Source organism: Streptococcus sp. HMSC078H03, assembly GCF_001808655.1.
GTDB classification, from domain to species: domain Bacteria; phylum Bacillota; class Bacilli; order Lactobacillales; family Streptococcaceae; genus Streptococcus; species Streptococcus salivarius_G.
Genome location: NZ_KV794116.1, coordinates 165,178 through 182,042, shown reverse-complemented (window position 1 = coordinate 182,042; position 16,865 = coordinate 165,178). Strand labels below are relative to the sequence as shown.

Sequence of the window (16,865 nt, the reverse complement as noted above, 5' to 3'; positions counted from 1 at the left end):
GAAAAACAGGCCGACTAAGACCTGTTCAACTCAATTTTTATAAATCGCTCAAGCGACGATGTTTAATACTAAAATCAAAATAAGCATTTTCCTGAAGTTTGTGGAATATGTCTCTGTAGGATTTTTCGTCAAAGTGATCGCCACGATAGAGAATCTCAAAGCTCAAACCTTCATATTCCAAGAAGGCATTGGAAGTCTTAAAACCATTACGCTTATAGAAATCCCAACGCGCCGCACGTTGCTCAGGATTGTCATTAGGTTCATCCAAGCGCTCTACTTCCAAGACCATAGAACGAGATGGTCCATAAAAGTCTACAAGTTTATCAATAATCTCACTTCCGTAGCCATGACTCCGCATTTGAGGTACGATAGCGAAGAAACTCACATAAAAAACTTTGGCATTGTAGAGAACTGAGGCAAATCCAATAAAATCATCCTCGTCATAAAAGGCAAAGAAATGATAATCATCACGACCATCCAATTTTAAGAAGTCACTTAATGGAATACGTTCTTCTTCTGGAAAGGCCTCGTTGTTTAAGCGCTCTACCCTATCTAATTCTGGAAACTCTTTGGTAATTAATTGGCTGCGTAAAGCCATAAATTTCCCCCCTTTTTAATGCTTATACCTATAGGTCATTATAACATCTTGATAAGCAAGTGCAAGTTTCAAGGGCTAAGATAGATCTACGGGTAAACTCCTACTGCCATGTATAAATGCTACTTGGATTTCTCCATCACCTCTCTTCTAAAAAAATAAAAGACAACGACCATTTCTAGTCGTTATCTTTTTTTGTGATTCATAAGCTATCGCCTATTTTTTCAATTCCCAAATTTCTTTAGCATACTCTGTAATTGTATCATCTGAAGTGAATTTATGAGATTTAGCAATATTAGCCAAGCTCATACGTGCCCACTTGTCATGATCACGATAAAGCGCATCGATTTTCTCTTGAGCTTCTACATAAGCAGCGAAGTCTTCCAAGAGGAAGTACTCATCGTTGTGGGTGATGAGGGCTTCGTAAATTTCAGTACCTTCAGCTTGAGCATTTGGAATCGTACCGTTAACAAAGGTATCAACGACACGACGAATGACTGGGTTATTTTCATAAACTGCACGAGAGTAGTAATCGTGACGTGCATAGTGTTCATAAACTTCGTCCTTGTCCATACCAAAGATGACAACATTCTCATCGCCTACTTCGTCCTTGATTTCAATGTTGGCACCATCAAGTGTTGCCAAGGTAATAGCACCAGTCATCATGAATTTCATGTTTGATGTACCAGATGCTTCTTTAGAAGCCAATGAGATTTGTTCAGAGACATCTGCTGCTGGAATGATAAGTTCCGCAAGGCTGACACGGTAGTTTTCAAGGAAGACCACTTTAAGTTTCCCTTGAAGGCTTTCGTCATTGTTAACAAGGTTGGCAACCTCGTTGATAAGTTTGATAACAGATTTAGCGAAGTGATAACCAGGGGCAGCTTTGGCACCAAAGATGAATACACGTGGCACCATGTCTTTATCTGGATTATCTTTAAGATCCCAATAAAGTTTGATAATGTGAAGAAGGTTAAGCAATTGACGTTTGTAAGCGTGAAGACGTTTCACTTGAACATCAAAGATAGCATCTGTAGACACTTCTACGCCTGTTGTTTCCTTGATGTAGTCTGCCAAACGTTGTTTAGCAGTCTTCTTAACTTGATAGAACTGGTTCAAGACTTCCTTGTCATCCAAGTAAGTTGTAAGGTTTTCAAGCTCATGGATGTCGTTACGCCAACCGTCACCAATCACGTCATCAATGGCTGCTGAAAGTTCTGGAGCTGCAATTTGTGTCCAACGACGTTGAACGATACCATTTGTCTTGTTATTGAATTTTTCAGGATAAATAGTATAGAAATCGTGAAGGGTATCTTCTTTAAGGAGTTCTGTGTGGAGTTTTGCAACCCCGTTGACTGAGTGACCACCAATGATAGCCAAGTTAGCCATGTGGACTTGGTTATCCTTAACAATACGAGTACGTTCAATGACATCCGCAGCAATACCACGTCCAGCCATTTCAGCGATGTAACGGTTGTCGATTTCCAAGATGATTTGGTAAACACGTGGAAGGACACGTTTGAAGAGCTGTTGATCCCATTTTTCAAGGGCTTCTTGAAGAATAGTGTGGTTAGTGTAGCTCATAGTTTTAACAGTCGCATTCCAAGCATCTTCCCATGAAAGACCATATTCATCAAGGAGAAGACGCATGAATTCAGCTGGTGCAACCGCAGGGTGGGTATCATTGATGTGAACAGATACTTTTTCGTGGATATCTTTCAATGGCAAGCCCATCTTGAGGTAAGATTTAATGATTGTTTGGAGACCGGCACTTGTCATGAAGTACTCTTGAACCAAACGCAATTCTTTACCTTCAATCGTTGAATCATCTGGATAAAGAATAGCAGTAATATCTTTCACACGACGACGTGCATCAAGCGTAGGATAATCCAATTCGTATTCTTCAGGAATTTCTACATCCCAAAGACGAAGGTTGTTAATCACACCATTCTTATAACCAATTTGCGGCACATCATAAGGTACGGCACGAAGGACTTGAGCATTCTTATAAGTTGGGACAAAGCGACCATCTTCATTGCTTTCAAGAACCACATCACCAAAGAGTTTCACATAGACAATATCGTGGTCTTTACGTGTTTCCCAAACATTACCTGTAGAACCAAACCAACCATCTGGTAATTCCACTTGGTAACCATCCACAATACGTTGTTTGAAAAGTCCGTAACGGTAACGAAGACCATTACCAAAACCTGGATAACCAGTAGTCGCAAGCGAATCCATGAAGGCAGCAGCCAAACGACCAAGACCACCATTACCAAGTGCCATATCATGCTCAGCTTCTACAACTTCACGGAAGTCAATATCAAGTTCTGCGAATCCCTCTTTAACAAGGTCAAGAATACCAAGGTTGAGAAGGTTAGTTTCCAACATACGACCTGGAAGAAATTCAATCGAGAAGTAGTAAGCAATCTTTTCTTGATTGTCTGAAAGTGCATGGTTACGTTCAATCCATGTATTTGTGTAATATTTACGGATCAAACCAGCCAAGGCAGTAAAAATCTCCGTTGGTGTGGCCTTAGCAACTTTAATCAACTGCTCTTGATGGAGAGTATCCTTAAAGTCACGGATGAATTGTTCTTTTGTTAAATTTTCAAGTTGCATAGAAATCCTTTCTTACTACTTTCTTATCTTCAATAGACTTCTTACAGGTATCTATTCAGATAAGAGGGAATTGGAAATTTTACTCAAACTTCCAAACCTTGCCAGACAAGATTCGAAACAGACATTTCAAAATCTTTATTTACAAAACTGTCAAAACAGTCAATTATATTATAACATGATTAGAGTTATTCTTCTATTCAGACTTTTAGACGCTTTCTCTATAATCTCTGCCAAGCAAAACTTAGGGACTAAATAATTTTAGAAGCGTTTTCAAACGCTTTACACGAAGATAACTTTTCCCTTGCGAGAAAAGTTATCTTTGGAATTATACTAATTGTTTGTACAAATCAACATATGCCAAACTTGCTGTATCCCATGAGAAGTCACGTGTCATCGCATTGTGCTGGAGTTGCTTCCAAGCATCAGCGTTGTTTTCGTAAACATCGAGAGCTTTTTCAAGGGTTTGAACCATCCAGTAACCTGAGAAGTTACCAAATGAGAATCCTGTACCTGAGCCTGTGACAGGGTTGTAAGGTTCAACGGTGTCACGAAGACCACCAACCTCACTAACCACTGGCAAGGTACCATAGCGCATAGACATCATTTGAGAGAGGCCACATGGTTCAAAGGCTGAAGGCATAAGGAAAATGTCACAACCAGCATAAATTTGTTGAGCCAACTCTAGGTTGAAAGTAATGTTGGCAGACATTTTCTCTGGGTAGGCATGAGCGAACCAAGAGAAAGAATTCTCATAGTCACTATAACCAGTACCCAAAAGAACAATCTGAACATCATGTTGCAAGATGTTGTGAAGCTCGTTAACCACCAAATCGAAACCTTTTTGGTCTGTCAAACGTGACACAATACCAATCAATGGAACGTCTTCTCGAACTGGAAGACCAACACGCTCTTGAAGCGCTGCCTTGTCTTTGGCTTTACCTGACAAATCATCCACTGAGAAATGATAAGGAATGTGAGTATCTGTTTCTGGATCAAGGAGGTCCGTATCGATACCATTAACAATACCAGATAACTTACCAGATTCCATGCGCATGATTTGATCAAGGCCTTTACCAAATTCAGGTGTTTGGATTTCACCAGCATATGATGGTGAAACTGTTGTGACACGGTCTGCGTAAAGAACAGCTGCTTTCATCCAGTTGAGGCAATCATTCCAACGAAGGGTACCATCAGCATAACGCTCGTAACCAACACCGAAAATTTCCCAAAGCATTCCACTGTCAAATTGACCTTGGAATTCAATATTATGGATAGTGAAGACTGTCTTAATACCTTGGTAAGCTTGAATCCAATGGTATTTTTCCTTAAGAAGGAAAGGAATCATGGCTGTGTGGTAGTCATGAACATGGAGAACATCTGGAATAAAGTCCACTTTTTCCATCAACTCAAGGGCAGCCATTTGGAAGAAACCAAAACGCTCACCATCATCCCACTCACCGTATACCGTACCACGGTTGAAATACTGCTCATTATCAATGAAGAAGAAAGTCACACCATCACGGACAATTTTCTTGATGCCGACATATTGACGACGCCAACCAACATTTGTATAGAAGAAGCCAAGGTCTTCAACCTGATCGCCAAACTTAGCCGAAACCACATCATAATAAGGGAGAATTACGGCAACTTCGTGACCATTTTTAACAAGAGATTTAGGAAGGGCACCGATAACGTCACCTAGGCCACCTGTTTTAGCGAAAGGTGCACCTTCAGCCGCTACAAATAAAATTTTCATCGTACAATATCCTCTGTTACAACGCTACCTTTTTTGATGACAACTGGGTTGTTTTCTGTACCGCGAATAGTAACACCTTCAGCGATTTCAACACCTTTATCCACAATCGCATACTCAACTGTAGCGCCTTTACCAACTTTAACACGTGGGAAGAGAACTGAGTGGTCCACGCTTGAACCCTCTGCCAAATCTACATTACGTGAAATCACTGAGTGTTCCACTTTACCACGTACAATAGAACCTGATGCAAACTGAGACACTTTAACATCAGAAGAAGTTGCATAGTATGTTGGCTCTTCATTTTTAACTTTTGTATAAACTTTTTGGTTTGGTGCAAAAAGTTTATAGAATTTTTGTGATTCCAACATATCCAAATTAGCATCAAAGTATGCTTTAACTGAGTGAATATTTGAAAGGTAACCAGTGTATTCGTAAGCAAAAGCATTTTCAGCAACTGCTAAATCGCGAAGCACATAACGAAGCTTACGTGGTTCTTCTTTAGCTGCTTCTTCTTCCAATTTTTCAATCAAGTATGGAGTATCCACAACAAAGATGTCTGTTGACATATTGTAAACTTCTTGATCTCCGCCTTGGAAGAGCTCATGGCTCAACACTTTATCAGATTCATCAATTTCTAAAACACTGTTTACATCTGAGATTTGTTCTTTAGGAAGTTTTTTGTAGACAACAGTAATTTTTGGTTCTGTTGTATTGTGAAGGTGGAAAACTTGGTTAAGATCAATGTTGACCAAAACATCACTGTTAAGGGCTACCGTCTGGTCTGACCCTGAACGTTTAAGGTAAGTCAAAATTTGACGATAGTATTCTTCATCAACCGTTGAACTTTCAACTGGAGTGTTATAAATACCAAGGTAGTAGTGGCTGAGGAGTGTTGACAAGCCCCACTCACGACCTGAACGAATGTGGTCGAAAACAGAACTGATGTTTTCGTTTTGGAAGATACCAAAGACGCTACGGATACCAGCGTTAGCCAAGTTAGACAATGGGAAGTCGATGAGGCGATATTTTCCACCAAATGGTAGGCTGGCAATAGGACGGTGCTCAGTCAAACCATCCATGTCATGGAATCCTACGGTATTTCCTAGAATTGCAGAATATTTATCAATCTTCATCTTTTGGTACCCCCACTACTTCATTGTATCCTACGACTTGCACTTCTTCTGTACCGTCAATTTCCACGCCATCAGAAATGTGTGCCCCTTCACCGATAATCGCACGTTTAATTTTTGCACCTTTACCGATAACTGCACCACTCATAATCACTGAATCTTCAACGACCGCACCTTCACGGATTTGGGCACTTGTTGAGAGCACTGAATGTTTAACAGTTCCATCAACCAAACAGCCGTCAACAACGAGTGAGTCTTCAATTTCAGCATGTTCACCAAAGAAGTTTGGTGGAGCAATCATGTTACGTGAATAAATTTTCCATTGACGGTTACGGCTATCCAAAGCATTTTCAGGAGAAATATACTCCATATTTGCTTCCCAAAGGGATTCGATAGTACCTACGTCCTTCCAGTAGCCTTCAAATTCATAAGCATAGACGCTTTCACCTGTTTCAAGATAAGCAGGAATAACGTTCTTACCAAAGTCAGACATATCAACCGCACTCTTTTCAGCTGAAACCAACATATTGCGAAGACGTTTCCAGTCAAAGATGTAAATACCCATTGATGCCTTAGTAGATTTAGGATTTTCAGGTTTTTCTTCGAACTCGACAATACGGTTATTAGCGTCTGTGTTCATGATACCGAAACGGCTAGCTTCCTTAAGTGGCACATCAAGAACTGCTACAGTAAGACTCGCGTTGTTGTCTTTGTGTGCTTGGAGCATGTCATCATAGTCCATCTTATAAATATGGTCACCAGACAAGATTAAAACGTATTCAGGATTGATGCTGTCGATATAGTCAATGTTTTGGTAAATAGCGTGGCTGGTACCTTCAAACCAACGATTACCTTCACTAGCTGAGTAAGGTTGAAGAATTGATACACCAGAGTTAACACCATCCAAGCCCCAACTTGAACCATTTCCGATATGGTTGTTCAAAGCAAGTGGTTGATACTGTGTAATGACACCAACATTGTTAATCCCTGAATTGGCACAGTTTGACAAACCAAAGTCAATGATACGGTAGCGTCCACCAAACTGAACAGCTGGTTTGGCAATACTTTGGGTCAATTTTCCAAGACGAGTTCCTTGCCCACCAGCAAGGATCAAAGCCAACATTTCATTTTTCATGAATAGTCCCCCTCATGATTTTTAGTTTCATCCCAAAAAGGATGACGAGATAATCAGTCGAAACTGGTTATGACAATTAAAGTAAGTTTTTCACTAATGGTAACAGTTCGAAAATCAAAAGCATCTTAGAATTGAGATTTTCTATCTATCACCCCGAAAAACAAATCGTGTACACGTTTAAGTCTACCCTTTATTTCAAGCGACGTTTTACACGCCAGATACTTGCTCCTAGAGCAGGTAGGGTGAAGCTAAGGGTATTTTCATAGTCCTTCCACTTCGCCTTTTGGGTACGGGTTTCAGGATTTCCTTCTTTCCAGACACCACCGAACTCTTCCATCTCAGTGTTAAGCACTTCTTGGTAGATACCAGCTACTGGCAATCCTATAGTGAAGTTTTGTCGTTCCACTGGAGCTAGGTTGAAGACACAGACGAGGAAGTCACCCTTATCGCCTTTGTCATCCTTACGAATGAAGGAAAGAACACTTTCAGCTCGGTTATCCGCATCGATAATTTCAATACCATCGTAAGAATCATCAATCTGCCAGAGAGATTTATGGTCCTTGTAGAAAGCATTCATATGGCTAGTAAAGGCCTGCATCTTCTGGTTCATCTCATCTTCAAGATTACCCCATTCGAGTTGATAATCAAACTTCCACTCCAAGAATTGACCAAACTCAGAACCCATAAAGAGCAATTTCTTACCTGGGTGACAGAGTTGGTAAGCATAGAGGTTACGAAGACCAGCAAACTGATTATAGCGGTCACCCCACATCTTATGCATCATGCTCTTCTTACCATGAACCACTTCATCATGTGAGAAAGGTAGAACATAGTTTTCATTGAAGCAATACATGAAACTGAAGGTCATCAGATTGAAGTCATACTGACGGTAAACTGGATCTTCTGCGTAGAATTTGAGGATATCGTTCATCCAACCCATATTCCATTTGAAGTCGAAACCTAGACCACCTTCTTCAATCGGTTGGGTGATTGGCGTTGCTGCAGTTGATTCTTCCGCAACCATCATAACATCTGGATAGCGTTTTTTAATTTCACGATTGAGTTTTTGAAGGAAGCCGTAGCCTTCCAAGTTACGATTTCCACCGTCCTTGTTAGGCATCCATGGACCTTCATCATAGTCCAAATAGAGCATGTTAGATACTGCATCCACTCGGATACCATCGATATGATAATTTTCAATCCAGTAAAGAGCACTTGAGATAAGGAATGACTGAACTTGATTTTTTCCTAAGTCAAAGTTAAGTGCGCCCCAACGATAGTTATGAGCTCGATCGTGATCCTGATATTCGAAAGTTGGTGTACCATCGAAGTAGGCCAAGGCATCGTCATTCTGTGTAAAGTGACCTGGGACCCAGTCTACCAAGACACCGATATTATTCTGGTGACATGCTTCTACGAAATCTTGAAATTCTTCTGGTGTGCCATAGGTATGCTCAAAAGCAAAGTAACCCATAAGCTGGTAACCCCAACTCATCCCAAGAGGGTGAGCCATGAGTGGCATGAATTCCACGTGGGTATAGTTCATCTTAACCAAATATGGAATCAACTCTTCCTTCAATTCCTTGAAGGTATAAGGCTGACCATCTTCTTTTAGTTTCCAAGATGATGCATGAGCTTCATAGATATTAACCGGACGTTTTTGGAAACCAAAGCGTTTACGACGACCCATCCAAAGGCCATCCTTCCACTTCTTAGTTTTCTTCTTACGAATCACAGCTCCTGTTCCAGGACGAGGCTCTAAGTAAGTCGCAAAAGGATCCATCTTTTCGACGACTTGACCTCCCTTACGTTTCACCAAGAACTTATAAAGTTGTCCTTCCTCTGGGAGGTCTGAAGTTGCCTCCCAAACACCGATATGGTTTTTGGTCATATCCAGAGGTTCATCAAACCAACCTGTGAAATCTCCAATTACCTGAATCTGCTCAGCATGAGGGGCCCACACACGGAAGATAAATCCTTCTTCTCCCTCTAATTCATGCACACCCAGATAATTCTGAAGGTGGAAGTTCTCACCTGTTCCAAACGTGTACATGGCTTCATCGAGATTCATACCATCACTCCTTCCTTAAATTAGCCTTGATAGATCTAACTATCAAGAAATTAAAACATTGAAATATATGTAAATACACTAGAAACCCCTCTATTACGGTAGGGCTTACAAGCGTACAAAACCACTTATGTAAGCGTTTGCTATATTATAACATTTTTTGATAGTCTTGTCAGTAAATCTCCAAATCTTTTTTCATATTATTGAACACAAAGGTTTCACGTAATTTTCCTGAGATGTGCAATTCAACAATACCTGAATCGTACTCCGCTTTTGCGACATAGAGATTATCGTAAATGTCTGCATAAGAACGATATGACAATTCTGGTACGGTTTGCTTACGCTCAATTAATTTGGCAACTTTAGCAACCAAGTCTTTCTTAAGAGTCACTTGATTCCAATCCACCTGATTAACAGCATCAGGGGCATTGTAGCTATTCATGGCACGCTTGACATCTGCTTCCGTGTAATTACCATCTTCGCCTGTTGCAACCATCTTAGTGCGCTGGAATTCTTGTCCCAATTGCATGAAACACATTCCCTGCATACTTAGATTAAGAGCATTTGCCAAGTAAATACGTTTTTCAATATCTTCTGGCGAATCATGTGGATGCAAATGATGCATAAGGTCATTCAAATTGTAGTTGTCGTGCGCTTCGATATAGTTGAGGACCTGACCTGGCATGAGGTAGTTTACAAAACCACGGCTACCAAGCAGACTCTTGGCAATCTGGTCTTCCAATGGGGCTCCAGACACATAGCCGTTATTGATGTACCCATAGACCTCTGCCCCCTTGACCGCGTCACGCGCATTGTCATTGAAAAATCCGATTCTAGGCATCAAGGCTGCATTATCCTTCTTGCCCTTTTGGTCTACAGGAAGACCAATTCCCATATCCCATCCTTCACCATAAAGAAGAATCCTAGAATCAATATCATCCATGGCTGAACGAATGGCATTCATCGTAGCAACGTCATGTAAGCCCATGAGGTCAAAACGGAAACCATCCACTCCAAATTCTTCTGCCCAATAGGTCAAAGAATCAATCATATACTTACGGTACATTTCCTTTTCACTGGCTGTTTCATTTCCACAACCTGACCCATCTTGGAAAGACCCATTGTCATGCATACGGTAGTAATAAGCCGGCACAGATAGTTGGAAAGGAGAGCTGTAAGATGAGTAAGTATGGTTATAAACCACATCCATGATGACCCCAATTCCTGCCTCATGGTAGGTCTGAATCATTTTCTTAAGCTCTAAAATTGGTGCCACGGGATTCTTTTGATCAGCAGCAAACTGACGGTCTGGAACATTATAATTCTCAGGATCATAGCCCCAGTTGTAGAGCAACTTACCATCTTTATCATAGGTTTTATGGTGATCAAAGACTGGTTGCAGTTGGACATAGTTGTAGCCCATGCGTTTGAGATAATCAAAACCAGTCACATCTCCATGGTCATTTTTAGTCCCTTTTTGACAAGCACCTAGATAGGTTCCTCTATAGGACTTCTTAACACCAGATGTCTCTGAAATCGAGAAATCACGGATGTGCATTTCACAGATAACGGATGAGCAAGCATTTGCCTTACGCCAGCTCGCTTTTTGTTTGGTAACCTTTTCAAATCCTCTTGGGACAAGTCGCTGTGGATTGACCACCAAACTTTTTTTATTATCTAAGCTAAGGGCAATACTGTAGGGGTCTCTCGTATCCTGATAAAAACTTTCCTCATGATACACACGAAACTGGTAGGCTACCCCATCCAAATCCTTTTTGACAGTGGCACTCCAAACACCGTGAGTATTCATCTCATGACGGTCCTTATTGACACTGGTTCCTCGGCTCATCTTAATGATCTTAGGATTTTTACTGCCCTTTTTAAAAAGCAGGAGCTGCACACGACGGGCTAGAGGTGACCAAAGGCGAAACTCTGTAGCCCCTTTTTCATACTTATGACCTAACCATCCTTGAAAGCCCCACTTCTGATCAAATTCCTGTCTACGAAGAGCCATATCAAAGGCATGCTGGTCGCGACCTTCGAAACTATGGCTAGTCAAGGCTGCCTGTTTAGAATAATAAACCGTTGGATCACCTTCAACTATCCAAATAGCATTGGGAGCATCCCCTAGGAAACGTCGAACGCGATAATCATGTGTTTGCCTCGACCAGTCTTCCGTTTTTACCAAAAGATTGACAGAATCAATAAAACGATTAGAGGGAGAAGTAACCTGACCAACAAGGCCAAAATCATCTTCACGTGAAAAATGGGCCTCTTCGCCCCAATAACCATCTAGCCACTTCCACATACTGTATCTGGAATAGTCGCCATGCATACTATGAAAATGAACGGTTAATAAATTGTCCATTTTTTACTCCTTAGTTTTTATTACTCACTTTTTCTCCTATTATAGCAGAAAATGTTCGTTTTGTAAGCGTTCTTATGGAATATTTTGCAATTTTTTGGTTTATTTTGAACATAAAAAAAGAATGAGAAAACAAATGGCAAAACACTCATTTTTCTCATTTCTTTTGTCTATTTTAATTCCTTTAAAAACCAGGCTTGATACTCTTTCCAGTTCATTATTCTTGAGTCATCAAAACCTTACGTGGTTTGGTACCTTCAGCCGGTCCAATAACACCTGCTTCTTCCAATTCTTCCATCAAACGAGTGGCACGGTTGAAACCAACTGACAGACGACGTTGAATCATGGAAGCACTGGCTTTTTGTGTTTCAAGGACCAAAGCCTTGGCTTCTTCAAAGAGTGGGTCACCTTCTGAGCTACCACCATTAGCAGAGGAACCTCCACCAAAATCATTTTCAGAAACTTCGCCAGGATCAAAGCTCTCATCATAGTCAGCTGAAGCCTGATCCTTGATAAAGGTCACAATACGTTCTACGTCATCGTCAGAGATGAAGGAACCTTGCAGACGAACAGGGTGGTTTTCATCAATCGGTTTGAAAAGCATATCCCCACGTCCGAGTAGCTTTTCTGCCCCATTTTCATCTAAAATGGTACGACTATCTGTTCCCGAAGACACCGCAAAGGCCACACGAGATGGCACATTGGCCTTAATCAAACCGGAGATCACATCAACCGACGGACGTTGAGTGGCGAGAATCATGTGAATTCCCGCAGCACGCGCTTTTTGTCCCAAACGAATAATAGCATCTTCCACTTCCTTACTAGCTACCATCATCAAGTCAGCCAACTCATCAACGATAACCACAATTAAAGGCAAGGGAATCTGTTTTTCTTGCGACTGAGCATTCCAGTCTTCCACCTTGGCATTATAGCCAGCTATGTTACGCACGCCAAACTTACTAAAGAGTTCGTAACGATTTTCCATCTCATCTACCACTTTTTGAAGAGCCTTGGCGGCCTTACGTGGGTTGGTCACTACAGGGATAAGGAGATGAGGAATATCATTGTAAACCGAAAGTTCAACCATCTTAGGATCAACCATTAGGAACTTAACCTGGTCTGGACGAGCCTTCATAAGAATACTAGAGATGATACCGTTAACCGCAACCGATTTACCCGAACCTGTAGATCCCGCGACCAACAAGTGAGGCATCCGACCCAAATCAAAGCTACGAGCTGAGCCATCAACCGCCTTACCGAGGGGAACTTCCAAGAACTTATTAGGGTCTGTCTTGGACTGTTCCCAAAGTTCTCGGAAAGAAACCGTCGCAATCTCTGAGTTAGGCACTTCGATACCAACCAAAGATTTTCCAGGAATAGGTGCCTCAATACGGACATCTTTCGCAGCTAGAGCCAGAGCCAAGTCATCCGCTAGATTTGAAATGCGGTTAACACGAACCCCGACAGCAGGCTTAACCTCGTACTTGGTCACTGACGGTCCAATTTCGGCTCGCTCAACCTTGACGTCAATATTGAAACTCTTGAAGGTATCTTCTAAGATTCGAATATTCTTACGAACGATGTTCTTCTCTTTAGATTGACTCTTAGGCTTATCAGGTGCAAAGAGATCTATATGAGGTAATTTATACTGCAGGAGTTCCTTAGGCGTGAAATCAACCTCAACAGGGGCATCATCTCCCTCAACCACCATAGATGGGGGAAACTCCTCGCTTGGCACATCCTCTGGATAAGGTGCATAATCTTCTTGGAAATCCTCATAATCCTCTGGAGGCAGATTATCATAGTAGTCCTCGGAGGCATAATCACTGATTTCAGGTTCAGGTGCAAAAATCTCAGCTTCTTGTGACAAGGCCTCCGCGGCATCATCCAAGATTTCTCCCGTCTCCTCGTCAACAGTCAAATCAGCCAGACGCTCGGCCTCGGCACGTTCTTCTGCTTCACGTTCTTTCTGAGCCTGACGTTCTGCCTTCTTCTCCTGACGCTGAGCCGTCCGTTCCAAACGCTTTTCAGCCCCTTTCTGCCAAGCTTCCTTAGCATACTCCATGATATCCAAGACATCCCAAGGGCTAAGAATGAAAGCACCTAAGAGAATAATCAATACCCCAATCATGAAGCTACCGATATTTGAAAAGAGAAAGGAAATCGGTTGGTATAGGAGAGCCCCCAACATACCTCCACCCGCAAAACGAGCGACTTGCACACTCACAAGTTCACCAAAAAGCAAGTCCTTGGTACCAGGGAAAATATCCAAACCGCTCATACGATCTAGACTAAAGAGATAGGCGTGAAACTCCAACAAGAGCCCCGCAAAGACCATCCAAAATCCTGTGACATAGTTACTGTGTTTACGTAACCATTTAAAGCCAAAGAGATAAACATAGATAGCAAAAATTAAAGGATAAGCCATACTCCCCACAAATACTCGAAAGATATTATAGAGGGTAACCCCAAAGAAACCCAATCGAAAGACTGGGAAAATTAAGACAAAGGCAAAAAAGAAGGTCCATAGCATTCGCTTAATCGCCTTCTGTCTGTCTAATTCTGCTTTTGTAAGACGCTTCTTACCGTTCTTAGAAGCCGCCCCTTTTTTCGTTTTTTTCGTTGTAGCCATAGGTGTATTATACCACGTTTTTAGACATGAAAAAAGAGAGACAAGTCTCTCCTTAGATTGAAGACAAAGTCTTCTTTTGACATTATTCTTCAATTAATGATGTTGAGTGAACCGGACGATTCTTACCGTCTGGATCAATATATTGGATGGCTTGGTTGATAGCGATAGGGGCTTCACCCATTCCCACAGCAATCAAGTCAATCTTGCCTTCATATTCTGCTGCATCACCGATAGCGTAAACACCTTCTTGTGAAGTTTCAAACTGGGCATTGACAGTAATGCTAGAGCGTTTAAAGTCAACATTCCAGTTACGAAGGTTTTTATTGTTGGTTGAGAAGCCAAAGCTAACAATAAGGGTATCAAGCGGCAATTCCACAACTTCATCTGACTTCACTTTTTGGACGGTCAAACTTTTGGCAAGACCACTTTCACCCTTGATTTCAAGGGGTACATAAGGTGTCATCACATTAACTGATGATTGATGAAGAAGCTCTACACTATGCTCATGGGCACGAAAAGCATCACGTCGGTGAATCAAAGTCACGCTCTCAGCAATCCCATCTAGGTGATTGGCCCAGTCAACAGCTGAATCCCCACCACCAGCAATCACAACCTTCTTGCCAGCAAATTGGTCCAAGCTATGCACATTATAGAACAAGTTATTATCCGCATAATCTTCTTCATTGTCCACACCTAAAGGACGTGGAGCGAAGGCACCATTTCCACAGGCAATGACGATAGCCTTAGACAAGTGTTCGCCCTTACTAGTAGTAATTGTGAAGATACCATCGGTCTTTTCAAAGGTTTGAACTTCCTCTTTCAAATGAATGCTGACACGATCTTCAAAACGCTTAAGCTGAGTCAAGAGGTTTTCTGTCAATTCCGCACCTGTTGTTTGAGGAAAGGCTGGAATATCATAGATTTTCTTCTCAGGGTAGAGGATGGCAGGCTGTCCACCAAGTTCTGACAGACTCTCAATAATATTAACAGTCATGCCACGTAGACCGGCATAAAAGGCAGCCCAAAGTCCTACTGGTCCACCACCAATAATGGTAATATCATAAATCTTTTCTTCTGACATTTTATTTTCCTTCTGCTTTTATCTCTTCTAAAATCTGACGTTCTTCATCCGTAAAATCATAGTTTTCCAAAAGATCTGGTCGACGCTCCCAGGTCTTACGCAAACTCTGCTCCATACGCCAACGTCGAATATTGACATGGTGACCTGACAAGAGCACATCTGGCACCTTCATGCCACGAAATTCAGCTGGGCGAGTGTATTGTGGAAACTCCAAAAGCCCTGATGAGAAACTATCATCCTTATGACTAGCTTCCTTACCTAAAACCTCAGGAATCAAACGGACGGTAGCATCTACAATAGTCATAGCAGCTAACTCTCCCCCAGTTAGGACAAAGTCTCCCAAGGAAATCTCGTCTGTCACCAAAGTTTTGATGCGCTCATCATAGCCCTCATAATGGCCACAGATAAAGACCAATTCCTCTTCTTGCGCCAATTCTTCTGCATAGGCCTGATCAAAGGTACGCCCCGCAGGATCTAGGAGAATAACGCGAGGCTTAGTGACATTTAGCTTGTCAAAGGTATCAAAAATTGGCTGGGCACGAAGCAACATGCCTTGTCCACCACCGTAAGGTTCGTCATCTACATGACGAGCCTTCTCCGCATTTTCACGGAAATTGTGATAGTTGATTTCTAGAAGCCCCTTATCCTTTGCCTTACCAACAATGGAATGCTCTAAGGGAGCAAACATATCTGGAAATAGGGTCAAGATATCAATCTTCATCGTCCAATCCTTCCATGAGCTCAACCTCAATACGACCAGCTGCAACATCAACATCAAGAACTACAGGTGGGATATATGGCAAGAGCAAGTCTTTCTTGCCTTTACGTTTCACTACCCAAACATCATTAGCTCCCGGTTGGAGAATCTCTTTGACCTGACCGATCAAAGTGTCGCCTTCATAAACATCAAGGCCAATGATCTCATGATAGTAAAATTCCCCGTCATCAAGGTCTGTTAGATTTTCCTCAGCAATCTTAAGACTACAGCCCTTATACTTCTCTACATCATTGATATGGTAAAGTCCTTTAAACTTAACGATATCAAAGTTCTTATGCTTACGGTGACTCGCAATCTCGACATCCATGATGTAATTATCTTTGTCATCAAAAAGGGCTAGGACACTCTTCTTCTTAAAACGCTCATCCGCAAAATCTGTTACAGACAAAACACGAAGTTCCCCCTGCAAGCCCTGTGTATTTACAATCTTTCCAACGTTATAGTATGTCATTGCATTTCCTTATTATCTGTTTACTTATTCAAATAAAACCACAACTCGACCAAGGGCTTATCATCATCTGACAGCCATCACAAAACAAAGGTTTTTCTTCGGGTCGAGGTCTCGTTATTTATGATTTTAAAGTGGTATAAAATGTCTGACCTAGGCCAGTCAACCCCTCTATTTTATCAAAAAGGACACAAAAAAACCAGCTTTCTCTAGCTGGTACTTATAGTCCGTACGGGATTCGAACCCGTGTTACCG

At 41.6% G+C, this 16,865-nt stretch carries 11 protein-coding genes; all 11 read right to left on the bottom strand.

The features are described from left to right. Positions 1 to 37: 37 nt before the first annotated feature. Positions 38 to 598: a GNAT family N-acetyltransferase gene (locus tag HMPREF2607_RS09120; RefSeq protein WP_070476775.1), complete on the bottom strand. Its 561-nt coding sequence runs from the start codon at positions 596 to 598 to the stop codon at positions 38 to 40. Positions 599 to 811: 213 nt separating this feature from the next. Then, positions 812 to 3,217, bottom strand: coding sequence for a glycogen/starch/alpha-glucan phosphorylase (locus HMPREF2607_RS09115; RefSeq protein WP_070476774.1), 2,406 nt, complete (start codon positions 3,215 to 3,217; stop codon positions 812 to 814). A 325-nt stretch (positions 3,218 to 3,542) separates the two neighbouring features. Further along, the gene (gene glgA / locus HMPREF2607_RS09105) at positions 3,543 to 4,973 is read right to left on the bottom strand and encodes a glycogen synthase GlgA (RefSeq protein WP_021143828.1); all 1,431 of its coding nucleotides are present in this window, start codon (positions 4,971 to 4,973) and stop codon (positions 3,543 to 3,545) included. Beyond that, entirely contained in the window at positions 4,970 to 6,106 is a 1,137-nt protein-coding gene (glgD, locus tag HMPREF2607_RS09100; protein WP_070476771.1) for a glucose-1-phosphate adenylyltransferase subunit GlgD, read from the bottom strand. Before glgD ends, glgA begins: the two co-directional genes overlap by 4 nt. Further along, entirely contained in the window at positions 6,096 to 7,238 is a 1,143-nt protein-coding gene (locus tag HMPREF2607_RS09095; protein ID WP_014634805.1) for a glucose-1-phosphate adenylyltransferase, read from the bottom strand. Before HMPREF2607_RS09095 ends, glgD begins: the two co-directional genes overlap by 11 nt. Before the next feature lie 190 nt (positions 7,239 to 7,428). Next, entirely contained in the window at positions 7,429 to 9,309 is a 1,881-nt protein-coding gene (glgB, locus tag HMPREF2607_RS09090; RefSeq protein WP_070476769.1) for a 1,4-alpha-glucan branching protein GlgB, read from the bottom strand. 169 nt (positions 9,310 to 9,478) lie between these two features. Beyond that, the gene (pulA, locus tag HMPREF2607_RS09085; RefSeq protein ID WP_070476767.1) at positions 9,479 to 11,674 is read right to left on the bottom strand and encodes a type I pullulanase; all 2,196 of its coding nucleotides are present in this window, start codon (positions 11,672 to 11,674) and stop codon (positions 9,479 to 9,481) included. A 214-nt stretch (positions 11,675 to 11,888) separates the two neighbouring features. Then, on the bottom strand, positions 11,889 to 14,303 hold the full coding sequence (locus tag HMPREF2607_RS09080) for an FtsK/SpoIIIE family DNA translocase (protein ID WP_070476765.1): 2,415 nt from the start codon (positions 14,301 to 14,303) through the stop codon (positions 11,889 to 11,891). Between the two features lie 82 nt (positions 14,304 to 14,385). Further along, positions 14,386 to 15,384, bottom strand: a complete 999-nt coding sequence (locus HMPREF2607_RS09075; RefSeq protein WP_070476763.1) for an NAD(P)/FAD-dependent oxidoreductase — start codon at positions 15,382 to 15,384, stop codon at positions 14,386 to 14,388. 1 nt (position 15,385) lies between these two features. Beyond that, positions 15,386 to 16,105 carry a tRNA (guanosine(37)-N1)-methyltransferase TrmD gene (gene trmD, locus HMPREF2607_RS09070; protein ID WP_002886864.1) on the bottom strand — a complete coding sequence of 240 codons (720 nt, stop codon included), beginning with the start codon at positions 16,103 to 16,105 and terminating at the stop codon, positions 15,386 to 15,388. Continuing rightward, the gene (rimM, locus tag HMPREF2607_RS09065; RefSeq protein ID WP_002884411.1) at positions 16,095 to 16,613 is read right to left on the bottom strand and encodes a ribosome maturation factor RimM; all 519 of its coding nucleotides are present in this window, start codon (positions 16,611 to 16,613) and stop codon (positions 16,095 to 16,097) included. Before rimM ends, trmD begins: the two co-directional genes overlap by 11 nt. Positions 16,614 to 16,865 lie beyond the last annotated feature (252 nt).